Here is a 22,006-nt window from a genome sequence, read left to right on the forward strand (position 1 = left end):
CGCCGCTGGTTGGGGCCCTGTGATTCGCAGGGCCGCAACGGCTCCCAAACGTGGACGTCAAATGGTGGGCGTCCGAAGGAGGAAGAGATCCCATGCTGATTTCACAGCGACCGACGCTGACCGAAGAGGTCGTGTCCGAGAACCGGTCGCGGTTCACCATCGAACCGCTGGAGCCGGGTTTCGGTTACACCCTCGGCAACTCGCTGCGCCGCACGCTGCTGTCGAGCATTCCGGGTGCTGCTGTCACGAGCATCCGCATCGACGGCGTGCTGCACGAGTTCACCACGGTTCCGGGCGTGAAGGAAGATGTCACCGACATCATCCTGAACCTCAAGGGCCTCGTGGTGTCGTCCGAAGAGGACGAGCCGGTCACCATGTACGTGCGCAAGCAGGGCCCGGGCACCGTCACCGCCGGTGACATCGTCCCGCCCGCGGGTGTCACTGTTCATAACCCGGACATGCACATCGCCACCCTGAACGACAAGGGCAAGCTGGAGATTGAGCTCGTTGTCGAGCGCGGTCGCGGTTATGTCCCGGCCGTGCAGAACAAGGCGTCGGGTGCGGAAATCGGCCGGATCCCGGTGGACTCGATCTACTCGCCTGTTCTCAAGGTGACCTACAAGGTCGAGGCGACTCGTGTCGAGCAGCGCACCGACTTCGACCGGCTCATCCTGGATGTCGAGACCAAGAACTCGATCTCCGCGCGGGATGCGCTGGCGTCGGCGGGCAAGACCCTGGTCGAACTGTTCGGTCTCGCGCGCGAGCTGAACGTCGAGGCCGAGGGCATCGAGATCGGCCCGAGCCCGGCCGAGGCGGACCACATCGCCTCGTTCGGCCTGCCGATCGAGGACCTGGACCTCACCGTGCGGTCGTACAACTGCCTCAAGCGCGAGGGTGTGCACACCGTCGGCGAGCTGGTCGCCCGCACCGAGTCGGATCTGCTGGACATCCGGAACTTCGGCCAGAAGTCCATCGACGAGGTCAAGGTCAAGCTGCACTCGCTCGGCCTGTCCCTCAAGGACTCCCCGGCTTCCTTCGATCCGTCCTCCGTCGTCGGTTACGACGCGGCCAGAGGCACCTGGAGCGACAGCGGCTCGTTCAGCGACACCGACAGCGGCGAGCAGGACTACGCCGAGACCGAACAGCTTTAGTCGACCGGGGTGTAGCGCCCCGAATCGACTTTGACACAGGAGATTCCAACAATGCCCAAGCCCAAGAAGGGTGCCCGCTTCGGCGGGTCGGCGTCGCACCAGAAGGCGATCTTCGCCAACCTGGCGACGGCGCTCTTCGAGCACGGTCGTATCACGACCACCGAGGCCAAGGCCAAGGCGCTGCGCCCCTACGCCGAGAAGCTCGTCACCAAGGCGAAGGGCGGCAGCCTTGCCGACCGTCGCGAGGTCATGAAGGTGATCCGCAACAAGGACGTCGTGCACTCCTTGTTCGCGGAGATCGGCCCGTCGTGCGAGGGTCGTGAGGGTGGCTACACCCGCATCATCAAGACCATCCCGCGCAAGGGTGACAACGCCCCGATGGCGATCATCGAGCTGGTTCGCGAGAAGACCGTGACCAACGAGGCCGATCGCGCTCGCCGTGTCGCCGCTTCGCAGAAGGCCACCGAGGCCCCCGTCGAGGACAAGGCCGAAGAGGCCGTGACCGAGACCGTGGTCGAGGATGCCCCGGCTGCCGAAGATGCCGCGGAGGAGAAGAAGGACGCCTGATTCGGGCATCCTCTCGATTCCATGAGTGAGCCCGCCGTCCCCTCCGGGTCGGCGGGCTTTCTCCATGTTAACCAGGAGATCGCTGTGCGCGTGGACGATCCGGCGAGCAAACCGGTTTCGGTTCGAATACGGCTGGACATCGGTTACGACGGCACCGATTTCATCGGGTGGGCCCGCCAGCCCGGGCTGCGCACGGTGCAGGGCGTGCTGGAGGAGTCGCTGAGCAAGGTGCTGCGCGAACCGATTCAGCTCACCGTGGCCGGGCGCACCGACGCGGGCGTGCACGCCGAGGGTCAGGTCGCGCATTTCGACACCGCCGCCGAGGTGGACGGTCCGCGGCTGGTGCATCGGCTGGCCCGGTTCCTGCCGAAGGATGTCCGGGTCAAGGATGTTCGCCCCGCGCCCGCGGAGTTCGATGCGCGGTTCTCCGCCATTCGCAGGCACTACGCCTACCGCCTCACCACCGCGCCCTACGGTGCGCAACCCCTGCAGGCCCGCCATGTGGTGGCCTGCCGCTCCGACGTGGATCTGGACGCCATGCGCGTCGCCTCCGAAAAGCTTTTGGGCCTGCACGATTTCGCCGCCTTCTGCCGCCGCCGCGAGGGCGCGACCACGGTGCGCGAGTTGCAGCGTTTCGACTGGGAGCGCGAGGGCGAGCTGCTCACCGCGTACGTCAGTGCGGACGCCTTCTGCTGGTCCATGGTGCGCAGCCTGGTCGGCGGGGTGCTCGCCGTGGGCGAGGGGCGCCGCACCCCCGACTGGATCGCCGGGCTGCTGAACGAGCGGGAGCGCTCCAGCGCGGTCACGGTGGCTCCGGCACACGGCCTCAGCCTCATTGCCGTCGACTATCCGGCCGAGGCCGAGCTGGCCGCCCGCAATGCCCAGACCCGCGAGATGCGCACCGTGCCCGCCGCCGAGGGCTGCTGCGGCGACTGAGTCGCCGGGAAGCGAGGATCGATCCGTGCACGCCGTTCTGTATGCCCTCCCGGTGATCATCTACGTGATCGTCGGCGCGGTCGTCATTGTCGCGACCCTGCGCCGCACGACCGAGATGGACGCGGCCACCCGGCGCGCCGAGATCTGGCGCGCGTACACCGTGCTGCTGATCCCGGTACTGGTCGGTCCGATCCTCGCGGGCGGTATCTCGGGCGGGAACTTCCTACCCTTTCTCATCACCGAATTCGTGCTCGCCGCAGCGGTTCTCACCGCCGCCGCGGTGACGGTACGCAAGGCGACCGCCGACCGCCCGGACCGATAAAGTATCTGTAACCACAACTGGCGGATACGGTCTCGAGGGGAGTGCATGGCAGCGGAGGCCGAATCGCCGGTCCGGCGGGTCGAGGTGCGGTCGGGGGCGGAACTGCCCGCCGCGGCGGCATTCGAGCGCTGGGAAGCGCATATGGTCGAAACCTATTTCCCGCTGCACGTCGCGCCCGCGTCCGATGGTGACTTCCACGGCTGGATCAGCCACGGGCGCTATGGCGATCTCGATCTCACCGCGCTCGCCTCGGCCCCGCAGGAAGTACGCCGTACCGCTCGGTCCGTGGCGAATACCGATGACGACTATCTGCTCGCGAGCATCTGCGTCACCGGTCGCGGGCGGCTGCACATGGCGGACGGCCGCGTGGACGAGATCGGCCCCGGCGAGATGATGTTCTTCGAGAGCGGCCGTGAACTGCACTGGGATATGCAGGGGCAGTGGCAGAAGACGGTGTTGCAGGTCCCGCTGGCCCGGCTGCGCGAGCACGGCGGCCTCACCCTCGGCGATGTGCCCACGGCGGTGAAGTTCCCGCGGCGCAGTGCCGCGGCGATGGTCGGCGGTTTCTTCCGGGATGTCGCCGGCTTGCAGTCCCGCGCGCCCGAGCAGGCCGCCCTGCTGGCCGAGCCCGCCCTGGATCTGCTGGTCGCGGCCGTGGCCGCGGCCGCCCGCAGCATCGCCCCGGACCCGGCCGCGCACGCCCTCGACCGGTTGCGCGTACTCGCCTTCATGCGCGAGCACCGCCATGATCCCGGCCTGACGGTCGATCGGATAGCGCAGGGCTGCATGATGTCCCGCCGCTCCCTGTACCGGGTCTTCGACGAATTCGAGGGCGGCCCCGCCGCGGTGCTGCGCCGCATGCGCGTCGACCATGCCTGTCGGCTGCTCGCCGATACCGCGCTGCCGATCTCGGCCGTCGCGCAGGCCTCCGGATTCCCATCGGAGCGGCAGTTCTACCGGACCTTCCGCATGGTGCAGGGCGTCACGCCCGCCGCCTTCCGGACAGCCGTTTCCACTGATTGAGCAAACTTGCCGCTACCATTTTTTCGGGCCGTTGTCCCAGGTCGTCCGCGGCTCGGGGCGTGGACGAATCCCGTAGTCGCCGATGAGGATTCGCCATGCAGGTTCCAGTTCGCTGATTCATAGCGTGGATTGCGGAGCCGCCGTGTGCGCGGCGGCCGATTTCCCATCGTCGGTCGGTGAGAATCGTTCATCCGGAATCGTTTTACCGAGCGTGCGAATTCTCGTGTGCCGGTTTGCCGGTGGCTGACCAAGTATCGGACAGATGACTCATTTCGGGCGTGCATCGCGAAAGTTGGAAAATATGAAGGGATTTCGACTTAATCGCCAGCGACCGAGTGCGACAATCGGCCAATGAGCGGCGGCTCTGGGCCAGCGGTGGTGGAAGTGTGTAGTACGCCCGAGGTTTCCGAGAAGGAGGCATTCGAGCAGTGGGAGGCTGCGGTCGCGCAAGCCTACGTACCGCTGGTGGTCACCCCGGTGCGCCGGGGCGAGTTCCGGGCGCGAATCGTGCAGTCGCGCTTCGATGACATCGACGTTTCCACGGTTTCGGCGACCGGTCAGCAAATCAGTCGGATTCCCGGGCTGATCCACGAACCGCAGGAGCCGCTGCTGTTCGCCAGCATCACCACGCACGGGCACGGCTGGCTCGAGCAGGACGGCCGGGTGGGCGAGATGGCCGACGGCGGGCTCATGCTCTATGTGAGCTCGCGGCCGTTCACCGCGCACTTCGAGCAGAGCTGGGGCGTGGTGGCGGTGCAGGTGCCGCTGGCGGAGGTGGTGGGCGCCTCCGGGGTGGCCTCGGATCGGCTGCCGACGGCGGTGCGGTTCCCGCCGGACGGCGCCGCGGGCATCGTCGGCAAATTCTTCTGCGGGCTGGCGCAATTGCAGCACACCGCGCCGGAACAGGCCGCGGTGCTGGCCCGGCACGGTACCGGGCTGCTGGCCTCGGTGGTGCAGTTGGCGGCCGGTGAGCAGCCGCACGACGCGCCCGCGCAGACGCTGGCCAAACAGCGCGCGCTGGCCTTCATCCAGCGTCATTACGCCGATCCAGCGCTCACCGTCGACCATGTGGCGCATGCCTGTTCGGTCTCGCGGCGCACGCTGTATTGCCTGTTCGAAGAGGGTGACGACGGGGTGGCGACGCTGCTCCGGCGGCTGCGGGTGGAGCGCGCGCTGGCACTGATCAGGACGGATCCGACGCGGCCGCTGCTGTCCATCGCGCACTCCGCGGGATTCGTCTCGGAGCGGCAGTTCTACCGCGCCTTCAAACGGGAAATGGGTATGACCCCGGGCGAATTCCGTACGGGCGTCGCGCCTTGTCCCGGAGACCCGGCGAGCGCTGTTCGTATGACGTGAATTGGCAGTGATCTGGCACGCGCTGACAGTCACAGCATCGTGGGCGATGTGAATACTTGTGAGGCATCGGTTTGCTGCCGGTGATTCCCTGAACCAAGTCGCAGAACTCGTGCGTCGGGTGGTTTTTCGTCGCGATAGTGCACCGAGGCGAAGCGCGCCGCTCGCACGTCTGGCGCCGTCGTCGATGATGCCGACGTGCCGGGTCGTGCGACGAGGAGACGCCGCCCGGTCGTCGCTGAGCCGCAGACGGCCGGGCAGCGAACTCCATCAACCTCACGAAACGTCCTGCTTTATACCCGAACTGGTCCTTTTTGCCGGATTCGAACAGGTTCAAATCTGTTTGCTGGGGCTCGGAGGATGGGATGATGCAGGAGTGGGAAACGCGGCAACCGCCAGCGCCGAAGTGTGCTCCAGCTCCGACACTTCCGCGCGGGAGGCATTCGAGCAGTGGGAGGCGATCATCGCCGATACTGTCGTGCCCGCCACCATCGAGCCACTGGTCACGGGGAATTGGCGCGGTGAGGTCACCGTCAGCCAGTTCGACCGCTCCATGATCACCCGCATGCGCGCCAGCGCCCAGCGCGGGGTGCGCACCAAACGCCAGGTGGAACAGGCCAGCGCCGAGTTCCTGCTGGTGAATATTGTTGTCGAGGGCGCGAACTGGACCGAGCAGAACGGCCAGCTGGCCGACAGCCCCGCCGGTTCCATCGTCTTCTTCGACAGCGCCCGCCCGTTGGAGAGCCGCACCACCGACGACGCCATCTCCACCATCGTGCGCGCGCCCATGAACCTGGTGCTCGAGCACGCCGGGCTGATTCGCGACGAACTCCCGCTCGCCACCCCGTTGCCCACCACCGGTGCGCTCGGCGTGGTGGCCGGTTTCTTCCGCGGCCTGGCCGAGCTGCCCGCCGAGGAAACCAGCCGCGCCGCAACGGTACTGGAGTCCGAGATCGCGGGCATGCTGTCCTCCGCGGTCCTGCTGGCGACCGGCAATACCTCGCCCGCGCCCTCGGATTCCCTGTTCAACCGCCAGCAGGTGCTGGCCTATCTGCGCAGGCGCTATACCGATCCGGAGCTGACGGTCGACGAGGTGGCGCACGCCTGTCTGGTCTCGCGCCGCACGCTCTACCGGCTGTGCGAAGGCTTCGGCGGCCCGGCCGCCCTGGTGCGCCGGATGCGGGTCGAACATGCCCGCCGACTGCTGCGCTCCGATCTCACCCGCCCGCTGGCGGCCATCGCCGCCGCATCCGGATTCGCTACCGACCGGCACTTCTACCGGGCATTCCGCGAGGAAACCGGTCTCACCCCCGGGCAATTCCGCGCTCAGCTGGCGCCAGGCACGTCCGGTCACTAGCTCGGCACGGTTTGTCACTGCACTCAGCCATCGTTCGGCGAAGGGTGATTGCATGCCGGCTCGTCCGACCAAGGTCTTGTTCGCGGGCTACCCGGCGTGGACTCACAATCCGTGTCGAAGGAGCCGAGGGTGCCGACGAAGGTGCGGGTGGCAGCCGTTCAAGCAGAACCGAGGTGGCTCGATCTGCGCGGCGGTGTCGCGCAGACGATCGACCTCATCGAGACCGCGGCCGCCGGCGGCGCGCGGCTCATCGCATTTCCGGAGACGTTTCTACCGGGCTACCCGTGGTGGCTGTGGCTGGATTCGGTGAGCTGGGGACAGGGCTTCTTCGCGCGCTATCGGACCAATTCGATGACCGTGGGCCGCACCGAGTTCCGCCGTATCGCCGATGCCGCCCGCCGGCACCGCATTCATGTGCTGCTGGGCTTCAGCGAGCGCTGCGGGACCGCGCTGTACATGTCGCAATGCCTCATCGACGAGCGCGGGGTGCTGCTGGGCGTGCGCCGCAAGCCGGAGCTGACCGCCCTGGAGCACAAGATCTTCCGAGCCGGTGAGCCCACCGATCAGTACGTCTTCCGCACCGAGATCGGCCGCATCGGCGTGCACGGCGGTTCGGAGCAACTGCATCTGCCCGAGCGCCGGGAACTCGAGCGCACCGGGGCACAGGTGCACATCGTGTCCTGGCCCGGATTCATTGTCGCCCGGGATGTGGAATGGGGTGTGCGCGTGAACAATGCGGCCACGCTCTGGTACGCGGTGGTGGGTCAGCTGAACGTCATCGCGGCCTGCTCGATCATGGATGTGGCGGGCAGCGAGATCCGGCGCGGCCCGGATTCGGCCAAGCAACTGGTGCGCGGACCGGGCGGGCACGCGCGGATCTACGCGCCCGGGGGAGATGAGCTGGCAGCGCCGCTGAGCGGGCACGAGGAGGGCATCCTGTACGCGGATCTGGAGCTGGATCTGAGCTTCGAGTCGGCCGCCTAGTGGTATTCCGCTATTGGTCGAGCGCGCCGGAATCTGACACACTGCCCGTTATTCGGTCGGGCGAAGGGCCGTCGACGGTCATCGAGGGATGCGGAGTGGATCAGTCGGAGGCGGTTGATCGGATCGAGATCGGATCCGAAGCGGAAACACCGGCGGGGGAAGCCTTCGAACGCTGGGAGGCATTGCTGAGCCAGGCGTATGTGCCGCTGGCGATTTCACCAAAACAGACCGATCGTTTTCATGGATCGCTCGAACATGCCACCTACGGCAATCTGCACGTGAGCATTCTGGCGGGCACGCCACAGCTCATCGATCGCACCAAACGACTGATCGACCGCAATCACGAGGAGTTTCTCTTCGCGAGCATTCCGCTCAGTGGCGGCGGCCAGGTCCGGCAGGACGGCCGGATCGCCCGAGTGGATCCGGGTTCGATCGTGTTCTACGACGCCACCAGGCCCTTTCGCTGGGAGGTGGAGCAGGACTGGGAACATGTCGTGGTGCAGGTGCCGATGAGCAAGCTGCGCGAGCGCTACGGCGTGGTGGACTCCGATGTGCCGACGGCGACGGCCTTTTCCAGTGACAGCGCTCCCGGAATCGTCGGCGAATTCTTCCGGAAACTCGCGAGATTGCAGGGCGCCGATCCGGGCGCGGCCGCGCTGCTGGCCGCGCCCGCGGTCGATCTGCTGGCAGCGGCCGTGGTGGCGGCCTCCGGCGGCATCCCGCGCGAGCAGTCCGCCGATGCGCTGAATCGGCAACGGGTGCTGGCCTACATGCGCGAGCATTGCGCCGATCCGGACCTGGGTGTGGATCGAATCGCGGAGGGGTGCAGAATGTCCCGGCGTACGCTCTATTGGGTATTCGGCGAGTTCTCCGACGGGCCGGGCACCATGTTGCGGCGCATGCGCGTCGAACGAGCCTGCGAGTTGTTGCGCAATGCGCCGCAGTTGCCGTTGTCCGCGGTGGCGACGGCGTCGGGATTCCTGACCGAGCGCAGTTTCTATCGATCCTTCCGGATGGAAATGGGCACGACACCGGGCGCATTCCGGGCGATGGCATGAACAGTCGGTAGAAAGGCGCTATTCGCCATTGTTCGAACCGAAACCGTTGACCAGCATCACGTTCCATGAGGAATACAGGATGAGTAATACGGTCCGGGTCGCCGCCGTGCAAGCCGAGCCGAAATGGTTACGGTTGTCGGATGGCATCGAACAAGTAGTCGAACTGATCGGCGCCGCCGCGACGGGCGGCGCCCACCTGGTCGCATTCCCGGAGACCTTCTTACCAGGTTATCCGTGGTGGCGATGGGTGGAATCGAATCAATGGAATGTCGAGTATTCGACTCGCTGTCGCGAGAATTCGATGACGTGCGATGGCGTGGAAATGCGCGCCGTCTCGGATGCGGCCGGTCGCAACGGCATCCAGGTGGTGCTGGGATTCGGTGAGCGACAGGATCGCCGAATCTATATGGCGCAGGCCGTCATCGACGAATTCGGTCAGGTGCAATCGGTCCGGCGCAAGGCCGGGCTCAACAGTGTGGAACGCAAGGTGTTCGCCTCCGGTACCCCGAATCTGCCTACCGTGCATCACGGTTCGCTGGGGCGGCTGGGCGCGCTCGCCGGACAGGAGAATCAACGACCCTTGCTGACCCGCGCCCTGCGCGCGGACGAGGAACAGATCCATGTCGCCGCCTGGGCCGGAGCCCCGAGCGGTCTCGCGCCGACCGGGCCCGATTCGGGCGCGACCGTCAGCCGCATGTATGCCCTGGAATCGCACGCCTTCGTGCTCGCGCCCTGTGCGGTGGTTGGGGAAGCCGCCGCACTGGACGGCACCGGCGGATTCCTACGGCCGCCGCGGCGCACCGGGCGCGCCCGCATCTACAACTCGGACGGCACCGAGGTGGTGACACCGCTCGCCGAGGGCGCGGAGGGCATTCTCTACGCGGATCTCGAAGTCGATGAGGCGGGCGGCCACGGGCACGATATGGCCGGTGGCCGCCGGCATCGGCAGGGCCGGGCGCCCGGGCGGCGGAATGCCGCGCGCACCGGCACCACCCGGCGGCTGGGTGACTCCTGGGTCATGCCCATGGTCGCGGACTATCCGGCGGGTATGGCCGCCTGTTGAACCCGGGCAGGGGCTCGGCGCCGGGCACGGTCGTGCTCGGCGCCGAGTGCCGGTCGGATCGGATCAGGTGCGCACCAGGCGCGCGATGGCGTCGGTGGCTTCCTTGATCTTGGCCTCGGCCTCCGGGCCGCCCGCCACGGCCGCGTCGACCACGCAGTGGCTGATGTGATCCTCGAGCAGGCCCATGGCGACGGCCTGCAGGGCCTTGGTCATGGCCGAGACCTGGGTGAGGATGTCGATGCAGTACTTTTCCTCTTCGACCATGCGCTGCAGGCCGCGGGCCTGACCCTCGATGCGGCGCAGCCGCTTGAGGTAGTCGTCTTTCGCCGTGATGTAGCCGTGCGTCGAGTGGTCATGGCAGGGCTGCTCGGCTGTGGTCTGCTCGTTGGTCACCGACGATTCCTCACTCCCGGACATTAATACCCCCCTAGGGTACAAGGTTCGCCCTGGTCGTACCACTCATGCCCGGATGCGCAAGAATCAGCGCCATGAGTGCGGATCCACGGGCCACGCTGGCCATTATCGGCGGCAGCGGGTTCTACGACTTCTTCGGCGACGACGCGACCACCGTGGAGCTGGAAACTCCGTTCGGCGCGCCGTCGGACCCCATCACCATCGGCGAGGTCGAGGGGCGCTCGGTCGCCTTCCTGCCGCGGCACGGCCGCAAGCACGAGTACTCGCCGCACACCGTGCCCTATCGCGCCAATATGTGGGCGCTGCGGTCGCTGGGCGTGCGCCGCATCCTCGGGCCCTGCGCGGTGGGCAGCCTGCGCGCCGACTGGGGGCCGGGTACCGTCGCCGTGCCGGATCAGCTGGTGGATCGCACCTCCGGGCGGGACCAGACCTTCTTCGACGCGGGCGGCGTGCACGTCTCCTTCGCCGATCCGTACTGCGGTGAATTGCGCGCCGCCGCAATCGCCTCCGCCGGGGCCGAGCTGCCGGTGAAGGACTACGGCACCATGGTCGTGGTGCAGGGTCCGCGCTTCTCCACCCGCGCCGAGAGCCGCTGGTTCGCCGGGCAGGGCTGGGAGCTGGTCAATATGACCGGGCATCCGGAGGCGGTACTCGCCCGTGAACTCGAAATGTGCTATTCCGCAATCGCTCTGGTCACCGACCTGGATGCTGGACTGGAATCCGCTGAAGGCGTCAGCGCCGCCGATGTTTTCGCCGAGTTCGAGCGAAATCTGGTGCCGTTCAAGGCCCTGGTGCGCCGGGCGGTTGCCGCCGTCGACGGCGACGACACCTGCGACAAGTGCCGCGTGCACGCCGGAACGGGTGTGAAGCTGCCCTTCGAGCTGCCGTAGGGCCATCCGGTTCGCCTAGGCTGGAGAGATGAGCGGAGGCGAATATCGAGCCGACCGGTCGCGCGTATTGCTGACCGGCGCCGCGGGTTACATCGGCTCGCACGTGCATCGCGCCCTGCTCGCCGCCGGGCACGACGTGGTGGCCGTGGATGCCATGCTCGATGCCGTGCACGGCGCGAACGCGGTTGCGCCCGAGGGGATCTCCCGGGTCGATATCCGCCATCCGGAGCAGGTGGAGCCGCTCCTGGACGGGATCGACGTGGTCTGCCATCTCGCGGCCGCCGTGCCCTTGGCGAATGTTCCGGAAGGCCCGGTCCGACCGGAGCCCATGTCCGGTCGCCGACCGGGCGCCCGCCCCGTGGTGGGGCCCGCCCTGCGGGATGCGCCCGATCTCGAGGGCGACGGGCAGTCCGGCCGAGTATCCGGCGCACCCGGCGCCGGGCCGTGCGTCCGGGGACCGGTCGCCGCGCAACCGGAGGCGGGCCCGCAACGGCCCGGTCCGGTGGGGATGCAGCGGGCGGCGGTCTACGCCTCGCACAATGACGCCGGGACGGCGGTCCTGCTGGCCGCCATGGAACGCGCCGGGGTGCGGCGGCTGGTACTGGCCTCCTCGGTGGCGGTGTACGGGGAGGGGCGGTATCGCACGGTGCGCGGCGGGCCCTTCTTCCCGGGACTGCGGCGGCGCACCGATCTGGATCGGGGCATGTTCGATCACCGCGCACCCCGCACCGGGGACGTGCTGACCTGGGAGCCGCTTGGCGAGGACGCCCCGCTGCGGCCGCGGAGCGCTTATGCGGCAAGCAAAGTCGCGCAGGAGCATTATGCGCTGGCCTGGTCGGCGAGCACCGGATCGGCGGCCACGGTGCTGCGGTATCACCACGTGTACGGCGATTCGGTCGCGGACAGTCCGCCCATGCGCACCGCGGAATCCGGTGTGGTCGCCCGGTTCCGGGCGGAACTGCTGGCGGGGCGGGCGCCGCGGATCTTCGAGGACGGCGGGCAGGTACGGGATTTCGTGCACGTGCGCGATGCCGCCGCCGCGACGGTCGCGGCGGTGGAGCGCGGGCCCGCCGGATTCGTACCGCTGAATATCGCCTCGGGACGGCCGCTCACGCTGTGGGAGGTGGCGTCCATGATGGCGAAGGCGCTCAATGGTCCGGCGCCCATTGTGACCGGGCACTACCGGATCACCGATATCCGTCATGTGGTGGCCAATCCGGAACGCGCCCGGCACGCGCTCGACTTCACCGCGCGGACCGCGCCCGCCCGGGGGCTGCCGGACTACGCGACCGGCGGGGCCCGGCGCTAGCCGCTGTGCGGAATCCGCGGCGGCGGGATCTAGGCTCGCGCCATGGAGAATCCATTGCGGCTCGAAGTCATTGTGGCCAGCACCCGGCCCGGACGGTTCGCGCCCGTGGTGGCGGACTGGTTTCTGCGGGCCGCGCGCGCCGATGCGCGTTTCGCGGTGGGCGTCATCGATTTGCTCGAGACGCCGCTGCCGGTGGATCTGACCGAGACGCCGCAGACGCGGGCCTATTGCGAAAGGATCGCCTCCGCCGATGCTTTCGTGGCGGTGACATCGGAATACAACCACGGATATCCGGCCTCGCTGAAGACCGCCCTGGACACCGCGAAACGCGAATGGCGGGCCAAGCCCATCGGATTCGTGAGCTACGGCGGATTGTCCGGCGGGCTGCGCGCGGTCGAGCAATTGCGGCAGGTGGTCGCGGAGATTCACATGGTCTCCATTCGCGAGTCCGTCAGCTTCGCCGAGGCCAAGCGGAAATTCGATGCCGCGGGGGAGACTCGGGACGGCGCCGCCGTCGACGCGTCCGAGCGGCTGCTGCGCCAACTCGCTTGGTGGGGAAGCGCATTGCGGGACGCGCGCGCGGCCGATCCGTATCCGGGCTGACCTACATCGCGAAGGCCGGTGCGGTCCGGGGGGCGGCCGATATAGGTGGTCTCGCGGGGAATGGAGACCAGGTTCAATTCCACCTCCGTGGTTCCGGTGCGCACGATGATCCGATTGCCCACCGCATCGGGCTGGGTAATGGACAGATCCGGGCGGGCGGTGGGCCAGCCCAGCGGATGCCCGGCGAGGTACACGGTGGTGATACCGGCGTGCGGGGCGGGGACGAGCACGCCGTCCACGACCGTCGCGGTGAATCCGGCATCGGCCTGGTGGGTTTCGGTGGCCAGGGCCAGCCGCTCCGGACTGCCTATGGTGGTGAGCAGATGCGCCCACGATTCGGGTCGGTCGGTCCGGATCAGGATGCGCTCGCCGACCGCCAGCGCGCGGAACACCAGCTGCTGGGCCAGATACATCTCACCGGCCACGTACACGCTCGAAACACCCTGGCCGACAACGCGGATGGCGACGCCATTGCCCTCGTCGTCGGAGCCGAGCAGCTGCCCGCAACCCGCCGAGGCCAGTTGCACGGCGTCGACGGCCTCGATCTCGCGTTCGATGGTGGGCACGGTGGCGTCCAGGCCGGGGACCGCCATCGGCAGCTGGGCGAGCAGGCCCTCACGGTGGCGGCCGTTCATCGAGATCATGTGCCGCTGCACCGGTTCCTCCGGCAGCTCTCGCGCGGTGAGCCGTCAGGCCGCGCCGATGCGCACGGTCTCGGCGGTCGTGCCGGGGCGCAGGCGCACCGTCACCGTGGTGCCGCGCGAGGGCGGGACCCACAGCCCGGCCAGCCGTTCGGAGTCGATCTCGCGCGGATCCACCGCGGCCCCGATGTTCACGCTGTTGCCGAGCTCGGCGTAGCGCCAGCGCTGGGTCACGGCGGCCGGGTCCACGCCCGCGGTGATCTGCAGTGCGGCCTGGGTGATCTCGGGGGCGGTGAGGATGCGCGCCGCGCAGCCGCCGTCCTCGAGGGTCCGGACGATGCGCTGGGTGGCGATGGTGACCGTGCGGCAGGCGCCGTCCAGGCCGCCGCCGCGGCGGGCCGCGGCGTCCGGGCAGCGCAGCGGGTCGTAGGCGATGGCCAGCCAGACGGTGCGGTGCGCGGTCGCGGGGAGCGGGCCGAGCAGGGATTCGTAGATGGCGCCCGCGGGCGTGCCGGAGCGGCTGCGGAATCCGTGCGAGACGATATCGATGCCGTCGAGCAGGATGTCGCGCTGCCGCAGGCGTTTCGCGAGTTCGGCCAGGGGCAGCAGGTGGGAGGCCGCCACGGTGGCGCGGCCCAGGCGGGTGAGGCCGCCTTTCGGGGGCAGCACCTCGACCACGGCGACCACGCGGCTGCCGTCGCGGTAGAGGCCGAGCGAGCGGCCGTCGCCCGCGCGGAAGTCGATGAGATCGGCGGGTGGGCGGGCGCGGGTGGGGCGGAAGCGGCAGCGAGTGCCGATCCAGGAGGCAACCGAACGTTTGCCGAATGGGATCAAAAGGATCAATCCGACTACTAGCGCCAACCCTAATGCTGGCCAGAAGGGCAATCCGCAGACCAGAGCGACCAGTATGGCGACCACGCCGGTCAGTTGGGCGACCAGGAGATTCGCCAGCGTCACGTGTGTCGGCGACGGGCGGAATCGCGCCCTCCTGGATTCGGTCATCCTCGTCTCCAACGTCTCGGATCGGCCCCTGGTCCGCGGCCGAGTGCGAATGAAGATCCCCGGGAACTGTACTGTGTTCGGCGAACGCAATCACTGGTCGGGGGAGTTTTCATGCCTTCAAAACCGACGACGCGTTGGCAGGTGAGCGGTTACCGCTTCCTGGTCCGCCGCATGGAACACGCCCTGGTGCGTAGGGACGTGCGAGTGCTGCACGACCCGATGCGGTCGCAATCGCGGGCCTATGCGGTCGGCATTGTTCTCGCGGTGGTCGCCCTGGCTGGTTGCGGAGTGTTAGCTCTCCTGCGTCCGCAGGACAAGATCGGCTCCAATCAGATCCTCATCGGCAAGGACACCGGTGCGGTCTACGTGGTCATCGACAATGTGGTGCACCCGGCGCTGAACCTGGCCTCGGCGCGACTGGCGGCCGGGGAGGCCGCCAAACCCGCGACGGTCAAGGAATCCGAGCTGGCCAAGAAGCCGCGCGGTCAGCTCATCGGCATTCCCGGCGCCCCCGCCTCGCTGAACTTCGACGCCGCGAGCGCCGGGCACACCTGGACCGTGTGCGACGCGCTGGCCAATGACGGCAGCCGCTCCATCACCACCTCCGTGCTGGCCGGTGATCCGGCCTTGGGCGACAAGGCATCTCCGCTCGGCTCCGGTAAGGCGCTGCTCGTCCAGGGCCGCGACCATGCCTACCTCGTCTACGACAACCAGCGCGCCCGCATCGATCTGAACGATCGCGCGGTCGTGGACGCCCTCGATCTGCGCGGCCGCACCCCCCGCCTCATCAGCGAGGGCCTGCTCAACGCCATCCCCGAAGTCCTGCCCCTGGTGGCCCCGCCCATCGCCGATGCCGGTGCGGCCCCGAGGTATTCGCTCGGCGACCACCGCATCGGCGATGTGGTCCAGGTCCGCACCGACGACGACAAGTACTACGTCGTCCTCGCCGACGGCCTGCAACCGGTCTCCCCCCTGACCGCCGACATCATCCGCAATGCCTACCGCTCCACCGCTGCCGACGACCGCATCACTCAGGCCGACCGCACCGCCGCCCCCGTCTCCGCCGCCCTCCAGATCTCCGAATACCCCCACAGCGCACCAGAACTCGTAGACCGCAAAGACCACCCGGTGGACTGCATGTCCTGGAAACCGGTCACCGCCGCCGACAACTCCGACGGCAGCCGCCACGCTGACCTGACCATCCTCACCGGCCACGCCGTCCCCATCCCCGACCGCGCCAAACTCGTCCCCCTCGCCCAATCCGACGGCACCGGCCCCAACCTCGACTCGTTCTACACCCAACCCGGCACCGGCTACTACATCCAAACCACCGGCCTGGAACCCGACAGCCAACGCCGCGACACCCTCTTCTACATTTCCGATTTCGGCGTCCGCTACGGCATCGAAAACCTCGAATCCGCCAAAGCATTGGGCATGGACCCCGAATCGGTACGCCCCGAACCCGCCCCCTGGCCCATCATCGCCCTTCTGGCCCCCGGCCCCACTTTGAGCCGAGAGGCCGCCATGGTCGCCCACGACGGCGTAGCCCCCGACCCGAATCCAGCCAAAGAGCCTGTAAAACCGCAGAACTGATCGGCCGGTGTCACGACCAGAACCCGCGTGTCGGATATCGGTCGCCGGAATTCTGTGTGTCGCAACCCTTTGGCAAGTAGCTTCCGTGACCATGGCTCAGTCGCCGTCGAATCCACACGATGCGTTCTTCCGGAAGATGCTGTCCCATGCTCCCGACGCCGCCAGCGAGATACGGGCAGCACTGCCGAACACACTGGCGCAGCACATCGATTGGGACATGCTGGAGTTGCGGCCGTGCACCTATGTCTCCCAGCACCTGCAGTCGCGGGTCAGCGATCTCCTGTTCCGCACCCGCCTGCACGGCCGCGACGCGTTCGTCTACGTGCTGATCGAACACCAGAGTCGCCCGGACCCGCTGATGCCGATGCGGATGCTGGAATACATGGTCGGCATCTGGACCGAATACATCCAGGACCATTCGTCCGTGGAGCGTCTGCCAGCGGTGATTCCGTTGGTGGTGCACGCGAGCCCCGATGGCCGCAGCTGGAGCAAACCAACTGAGCTGGCAGATCTGATCGATGTCGATCCCGTCACCCGTGAAGCCCTCGGTGACTTGTTGCCCCGCTTCCGGTTCCTGCTCGACGATCTCACCGTGCACGTGGTCTCCGCACTGTGCGGACGAGACTTGACGCCCGCGAGCCGAGTGCTGTTGGTGATTCTGAAGGTCGCGGCCAAGAACAAGCACCTGGGCATGGACCTGTTACCGGTGGTGGAGGATCTCAACACCCCGATATCCGCGCCCGGTGGGATCGACACGCTGGAGTGCGTCGCGACGTACATAATGAAAGTCGGGGAAACCCCGCCCGCGGACCTGAAACCGCTCCTCGACCAGCTCGGCCCCGATGCGAAGGAGGTCATCATGACAACCGCAGAACAACTTCGCGCTGAAGGTGAAGCCCGCGGGCTCGCCAAGTCCCTGCTCGCGATACTGGCGGCGAGATTCGGGCCCGTGCCAACCGGTATCGCCACCACAATTCACGCTGCGAGCGTAGCGCAGTTGGAGGAATGGACTACCCGGGCACTAGAGGCGGAAAGCGTCGACGAGGTCTTCGTGGAGTAGATCATGGATCAGCGGCATCCTGGGTCGGCGGCGAATCCACGCGCCGAGGAGGTCACCATGACAACCGCGGAACAGCTTCGCGCCGAAGGTGAAGCCCGAGGTGAAGCCCGAGGGCGCGCCAAGGCCTTGCTCGGGATACTGGCGCTGAAATTCGGGCCCGTGCCAACCGAGGTCACCACCATGATTCACACTGCGGACGAAACGCAGTGGAGGGAATGGATTATCCGCGCAGCTACTACTGCGGAAATTCTCGAGGACGTCATCCTCGAGGAGCGGATACCGGCGGAACGGCGCCGCGCCGCAGCACGCAGCAGACAGGAAACCCGAGGGCATGCCCACATCCAGCTCTACGCGCAGATGGTATCGAAATTCGGGAGTTTGCCGATTTGGGTCGCCGAGAAGCTCGGCGCTGCCGATATGCCGCAGTTACAGGTCTGGACCGACTTGATGAAGACCGCCGACAGCGTGGACGAAATCTTTCGCCCCCAGCTCTACGCGGATGATTGGTGAGGCGCGGCCTGTTTGGTGTCGTCAGGCGGGTGGGAGCCAGCCGAGTTGGATGAGTTCGTCGCCGGAGCGGGTGGCGTAGGTGCCGCGGCCGGGAAGCATGAGCGCGGGTTTGGTGTGGCCGAAGAGGATGCCCTCGTCTTTGTTGCAGCTCAGAATGAGGGCGGCGGAGTTGAGTTCCTTGAGGCGGTTCATGGTGGCTTCGTAGAGGGCGCGGCCCGCGCCGCCGGAGCGACGGGCGATGATCAGGTGGAAGCCGAGGTCTCGGGCGTGGGCCAGGTGGTCGACCAGGGCGTGCAGGGGGTTGCCGCTGGCGGTGGCGACCAGGTCGTAGTCGTCCACGAGGACGTAGATTTCGGGGCCGCGCCACCAGGAGCGGTCGCGGAGTTGCTGGGGGTGACGTCGGGGCCGGGCATGCGCTGGGTTACGTAGGCGGCGAGATCGGCCATGTTCTGGGTGAATTGGGGGGCGGTGGAGCCGTAACCGGCGAGGTAGCCCTGGGGGACCGAGCCGAGCAGGGTGCGGCGGTAGTCGCCCATGATGATGCGCGCCTGGTCGGGGGTGTTCGATTCGCAGATCGAGTCGACGAGGGAGCGGAGCAGGGTCGTCTTGCCGGATTCGGAATCGCCGATGACCACGAGGTGGGGGCTGGCATTGAAATCCAGGTAGACCGGCGCCAGCTCGGCCTCGTTGATGCCGAGGGGGAAGCGCAGGGTCGGTGCCGAGCGGTCGACGCGGGTGGGCCAGTCGTCGGCGAGGCGCAGCAGCTCCTCGCGGGGAAGGCGTTCGGGGAGCATGCGCACATGCGGGGCGGGACGGCCGGGCGTGGCCTCGGCAATGGCCGAGACCGCTTGCGCCACAGCGGGACCCAGGGTGGCCGGGTCGGGATCGGCGTCGATGCGCGGCAGGGCGGTGAGCATGTGCAGCAGGTCGGGTGTCATACCGCGGCCGGGGCGGCCCATGGGCACCAGGGCGGCGAACCGGCGGCCGAGGTCGGAGTCCATGGGGTCGCCCAGGCGCAGTTCGATGCGGGTGCCGATCTGATCCTTGAGGGCGGGGCGGGCCTCGGGCCAGCGGGCGAGTGAGATCACGACATGCACGCCGTACGAAAGACCCTGTACTGCAAGGTTCATGACGGTTTGCTCGAGGGCGTCGAATTCCTGGCGGAACGTGCCGTAGCCGTCGATCACCAGGAAGGCGTCGCCGAACGGGTCCGCGTGCGCGCCGGTGGCGGCGGTGCTGGCATTCGGTTCCAGGGAGCGCAGCCGCCGGAATTCCGCCATGGATTCGATGCCGAGTTGCCGGAACCGGGCTTCGCGCTGCCGGACCAGGGTGACCATTTCGGCGACCGTGCGCCGCACCCGGTCCTCGTCCATGCGACTGGCGACCGAGCCGACATGCGGCAGCCCCTCCAGGCCGAGCAGCGTGCCGCCGCCGAAGCCGAGACAGTAGAACTGCACCTGTTCGGCGGTGTGCGCGAGCGACATGGCCATGACCAGGTCACGCAAGGCGGTGGACTTACCGGATTGCGGGCCGCCGACCACGGCGACATTGCCGCGGGAGCCGGACAGGTCCACCACCAGGGGATCGCGGCGCTGATCGTAGGGGCGGTCCACAATGCCGATGGGCGCGCGCAGCGTGGCGACCGGATTCCATTCACCGGTCAGGATCGAGCGCGGCAGCAGCTGATCGAGGGTGGCCGGTTCGTCCAGCGGCGGCAGCCAGATCTCGTGCGCGGGGCGGCCGTGCCCGCGCACGCGCGAGACCAGCATCTGCAGGTTGGAGACCAGCTCGGCATCGGGCCGGGACTGCTCCGGTTCCCGCCGCAGGGGCAGCGGAATGCGGTCGGCGGCACGGAAATCCACGTGGGTGGCGGTGAACGGCCGCGCCGTCACATCGATATCGCCGGAGTGCCCGTCCTCGCCGACATCGGTCTGGGATCCGCCGCCCTCGTACGGGCCGGACACATAGGCGGCCTGGAATCGGACGATCTCGCCGGAATCGGATTTGAGGTAGCCGCCGCCGGGGTTGTTCGGCAGGTTGTAGGCGTCCGGAACACCGAGCACCTGACGAGATTCATTGGCGGAGAAGGTCTTCAGCCCGATGCGGTAGGACAGATGACTTTCGAGCCCCTTGAGCCTGCCTTCTTCGAGGCGCTGCGAGGCCAACAGCAGATGCACGTGCAGCGAGCGTCCCAGCCGTCCGATCATGGTGAACAGCTCCGCGAAATCCGGGTGCTGCGAGAGCAATTCGGAGAACTCGTCGAGCACCACGAACAGCGCGGGCAGCGGATCCAGATCCGCCCCGGCCGCGCGCGCCTTCTCGTATTCGGAGACGTTCGCGAAATTGCCCGCGGCGCGCAGCACTTCCTGCCGCCGATTCATCTCACCGGCGAGGGCGTCACGCATGCGCTCGACGAGATCGGCCTCCTCTTCCAGATTGGTGATGATGGCCGCGACATGCGCGACTCCTTCCAGCCCGAGGAAGGTCGCACCGCCCTTGAAGTCGACGAGCACGAAATTCAGCTGATCCGGGGAATGCGTGGTGATGAGCGAAAGCACCAGCGTCCGAAGGAATTCCGACTTGCCCGAGCCGGTCACTCCGATGCACAGCCCGTGTGGGCCCATACCGCCCTCGGCGGCCTCCTTGATATCGAGGATGACCGGCAGCCCGTCCGCGCCGACCCCGAACGGCACCCGCAGCCGCTCCCGCCCGTAGCGCGGCCGCCACGCGTTCCCCGGATTGAACGTGCCGATATCGCCGAGGCCCAGCAACTGCGACCAGGTCGAAATGACTTCGCCCTCGTCACCGGTGGACTCGCTCGCCCGCTGCGTGGCGGCCCGATAGGGCGCGAGCCGCCGCGCCGCCTGCTCGGCCTCCTTGGCGCTGATCCGGTCGATGGCGGCGAATCGCTCCATCGCCCCGGTGGCTCCGCGCCCCGCGCATTCCCCGTTCTCCACCAGCATCTGAATCCCGCGCGAGGCCGCCAGCCGCGGCGCGTACCCGCACAGGTCGACGACGGTGACGCGCTCGAATCCGGTCTCCCGCAACGGATCTTCCTCGGCCTCCAGCAGCCCGCCGTCCACCACCAGCACGATCTGCACCAGATTCGGATTCGGCGGCTGATTGCGCGAATACCGAACCCGGTTGTGCAGCAAGGGCGCCAGCCCCGCCTGCGCCTCGCGCATGGATCCGTACACCATGCGCTCGGTGCCGACGCCGTCCTGGGATTCCGGATGCTGGGTGTGCGGCAGCCATTTCGCCCACTCCCACTCCCCGGCGGTATCGGGCCCGCACACCACCGCGACGAGCACCTGATCCGGCCCCTGGAACATGGCCAGCTGCAACAGCATGGCGCGCGTCATCTCCCGCGCCTGCGCCCGATCGCCGGAGAGCTGCATGCTGGCGAAACCCTTCACCGCAATGGCGGTGGGCAGATCGGGGACCGTCGAATGGGTGCGCACGAAGCGGCGCAGCGAGACCGCGGCGATCGGTTCGAGCTCCTCCACCGGTCCGGTCTCCGGCGCGACGAGCCGGGTCGCCAGCCGCTGACTGCCCAGGCCGATGCAGGCGTGGCAGAAGTCCTTGTCGCCGGGGCGGCGCTCCTACATGCGGGTGATGCCCGCTAGCATCCAGATCAGCCCCGGCTCCGGATGACTCCATTCGATGGCGGCGTGCTGCTGTTCCGCGGTCTCCTCGACATCCCGGCGGACCTGGTCGAGATAGCGCAGATAGTCCTTGCGGTCCTCATTGGCCTCGGCCGACTTCTGGCCCTTGCCGCCCTGTCCGGCGTACATGCCGACCATGGAGAAGACCATCATCATGGGGAACATCAGGCTCATCGGATTGGACGCGATGGCGCTGCCGGAGGTGAACAGCAGCGCGACCATGCCCAGCATGCCGACCACCATCACCACCGGCATGAGCTTGGTGAAGAGGTTCGCTGGAATGTTGCGAGGAATCTCCGGCGGCGGCTGGAGCGTCACCTCACCGCCCGGTGAGCGTGGAATCTCCCGGCGCGGGCGACGCTGGAACCGTACGGTACTCACGCTTAATCCCCCATCGAATGGCTGGACTGCGGGACTGAGTCTACGGATAGCGGGACGGATGCCGTAGAGTGCGGTCAGCATTTGTGCACTTCACGGCGCTGCGATACGCGCGCTGCTACCGGAA

General features: G+C 67.7%; 18 protein-coding genes and 1 pseudogene. 16 read left to right on the forward strand and 3 right to left on the reverse strand.

Translation table 11 applies throughout. The annotated features are described in order from the left end of the window. Window positions 1-92 precede the first annotated feature (92 nt). The 10 genes from NC4_RS27205 to NC4_RS27250 all read left to right on the forward strand — a co-directional run bounded on the left by NC4_RS27205 (window position 93) and on the right by NC4_RS27250 (window position 9,814). On the forward strand, window positions 93-1,151 hold the full coding sequence (locus tag NC4_RS27205; protein ID WP_067543868.1) for a DNA-directed RNA polymerase subunit alpha: 1,059 nt from the start codon (window positions 93-95) through the stop codon (window positions 1,149-1,151). Between the two features lie 51 nt (window positions 1,152-1,202). Next, window positions 1,203-1,718, forward strand: a complete 516-nt coding sequence (rplQ, locus tag NC4_RS27210) for a 50S ribosomal protein L17 (RefSeq protein WP_067543870.1) — start codon at window positions 1,203-1,205, stop codon at window positions 1,716-1,718. A gap of 21 nt (window positions 1,719-1,739) precedes the next feature. Further along, window positions 1,740-2,654, forward strand: a complete 915-nt coding sequence (gene truA, locus NC4_RS27215) for a tRNA pseudouridine(38-40) synthase TruA (RefSeq protein ID WP_084529828.1) — start codon at window positions 1,740-1,742, stop codon at window positions 2,652-2,654. Window positions 2,655-2,679: 25 nt separating this feature from the next. Beyond that, window positions 2,680-2,976: a hypothetical protein gene (locus NC4_RS27220; RefSeq protein WP_067543873.1), complete on the forward strand. Its 297-nt coding sequence runs from the start codon at window positions 2,680-2,682 to the stop codon at window positions 2,974-2,976. Window positions 2,977-3,021: 45 nt separating this feature from the next. Next, window positions 3,022-3,999 carry an AraC family transcriptional regulator gene (locus NC4_RS27225; RefSeq protein WP_067543874.1) on the forward strand — a complete coding sequence of 326 codons (978 nt, stop codon included), beginning with the start codon at window positions 3,022-3,024 and terminating at the stop codon, window positions 3,997-3,999. Window positions 4,000-4,350: 351 nt separating this feature from the next. Continuing rightward, window positions 4,351-5,355: an AraC-like ligand-binding domain-containing protein gene (locus tag NC4_RS27230; RefSeq protein WP_084529829.1), complete on the forward strand. Its 1,005-nt coding sequence runs from the start codon at window positions 4,351-4,353 to the stop codon at window positions 5,353-5,355. 373 nt (window positions 5,356-5,728) lie between these two features. Continuing rightward, a complete protein-coding gene (locus tag NC4_RS27235) occupies window positions 5,729-6,709 on the forward strand; it encodes an AraC family transcriptional regulator (RefSeq protein WP_067543877.1) in 981 nt (326 codons plus the stop codon). Between the two features lie 129 nt (window positions 6,710-6,838). Then, on the forward strand, window positions 6,839-7,693 hold the full coding sequence (locus NC4_RS27240) for a nitrilase-related carbon-nitrogen hydrolase (protein ID WP_067543879.1): 855 nt from the start codon (window positions 6,839-6,841) through the stop codon (window positions 7,691-7,693). A 95-nt stretch (window positions 7,694-7,788) separates the two neighbouring features. Then, window positions 7,789-8,751: an AraC-like ligand-binding domain-containing protein gene (locus tag NC4_RS27245; RefSeq protein ID WP_067543880.1), complete on the forward strand. Its 963-nt coding sequence runs from the start codon at window positions 7,789-7,791 to the stop codon at window positions 8,749-8,751. A gap of 79 nt (window positions 8,752-8,830) precedes the next feature. Next, window positions 8,831-9,814: a nitrilase-related carbon-nitrogen hydrolase gene (locus NC4_RS27250; RefSeq protein WP_157555252.1), complete on the forward strand. Its 984-nt coding sequence runs from the start codon at window positions 8,831-8,833 to the stop codon at window positions 9,812-9,814. 63 nt (window positions 9,815-9,877) lie between these two features. On the opposite strand, the gene NC4_RS27255 is transcribed toward NC4_RS27250, so the two are convergent. Next, on the reverse strand, window positions 9,878-10,207 hold the full coding sequence (locus NC4_RS27255; RefSeq protein ID WP_281186437.1) for a metal-sensitive transcriptional regulator: 330 nt from the start codon (window positions 10,205-10,207) through the stop codon (window positions 9,878-9,880). 95 nt (window positions 10,208-10,302) lie between these two features. Here NC4_RS27255 and NC4_RS27260 point away from each other — a divergent pair, with 95 nt between their 5' ends. Genes NC4_RS27260 through NC4_RS39415 form a run of 3 tightly spaced genes read left to right on the forward strand, consistent with a single transcriptional unit; the run spans window position 10,303 to window position 13,030 of the window. Then, a complete protein-coding gene (locus NC4_RS27260; protein ID WP_067543883.1) occupies window positions 10,303-11,118 on the forward strand; it encodes an S-methyl-5'-thioadenosine phosphorylase in 816 nt (271 codons plus the stop codon). Between the two features lie 28 nt (window positions 11,119-11,146). Then, window positions 11,147-12,427, forward strand: a complete 1,281-nt coding sequence (locus tag NC4_RS27265; protein ID WP_067543884.1) for an NAD-dependent epimerase/dehydratase family protein — start codon at window positions 11,147-11,149, stop codon at window positions 12,425-12,427. A 42-nt stretch (window positions 12,428-12,469) separates the two neighbouring features. Further along, window positions 12,470-13,030 (forward strand): NADPH-dependent FMN reductase, encoded by a 561-nt coding sequence (locus NC4_RS39415; RefSeq protein WP_084529833.1) that lies wholly within the window; start codon window positions 12,470-12,472, stop codon window positions 13,028-13,030. Window positions 13,031-13,719: 689 nt separating this feature from the next. Here NC4_RS39415 and eccE read toward each other — a convergent pair. After that, window positions 13,720-14,673, reverse strand: coding sequence for a type VII secretion protein EccE (gene eccE, locus NC4_RS44845; RefSeq protein WP_369690796.1), 954 nt, complete (start codon window positions 14,671-14,673; stop codon window positions 13,720-13,722). Window positions 14,674-14,784: 111 nt separating this feature from the next. Between eccE and eccB the strand changes: the two genes are divergently transcribed. From eccB to NC4_RS27290, 3 genes are all read left to right on the forward strand, one after another. Beyond that, window positions 14,785-16,266 (forward strand): type VII secretion protein EccB, encoded by a 1,482-nt coding sequence (gene eccB, locus NC4_RS27280; RefSeq protein WP_067543887.1) that lies wholly within the window; start codon window positions 14,785-14,787, stop codon window positions 16,264-16,266. 91 nt (window positions 16,267-16,357) lie between these two features. Continuing rightward, window positions 16,358-17,326 carry an Rpn family recombination-promoting nuclease/putative transposase gene (locus tag NC4_RS27285; RefSeq protein WP_245721978.1) on the forward strand — a complete coding sequence of 323 codons (969 nt, stop codon included), beginning with the start codon at window positions 16,358-16,360 and terminating at the stop codon, window positions 17,324-17,326. 3 nt (window positions 17,327-17,329) lie between these two features. Next, window positions 17,330-17,836, forward strand: a complete 507-nt coding sequence (locus tag NC4_RS27290; RefSeq protein WP_067543889.1) for an RpnC/YadD family protein — start codon at window positions 17,330-17,332, stop codon at window positions 17,834-17,836. A gap of 21 nt (window positions 17,837-17,857) precedes the next feature. Here NC4_RS27290 and eccCa read toward each other — a convergent pair. Further along, window positions 17,858-21,882 (reverse strand): annotated as a pseudogene (gene eccCa, locus NC4_RS27295) (type VII secretion protein EccCa). Between the last annotated feature and the right edge of the window lie 124 nt (window positions 21,883-22,006).

This window comes from Nocardia crassostreae (assembly GCF_001613405.1).
Lineage (GTDB): Bacteria > Actinomycetota > Actinomycetes > Mycobacteriales > Mycobacteriaceae > Nocardia > Nocardia crassostreae.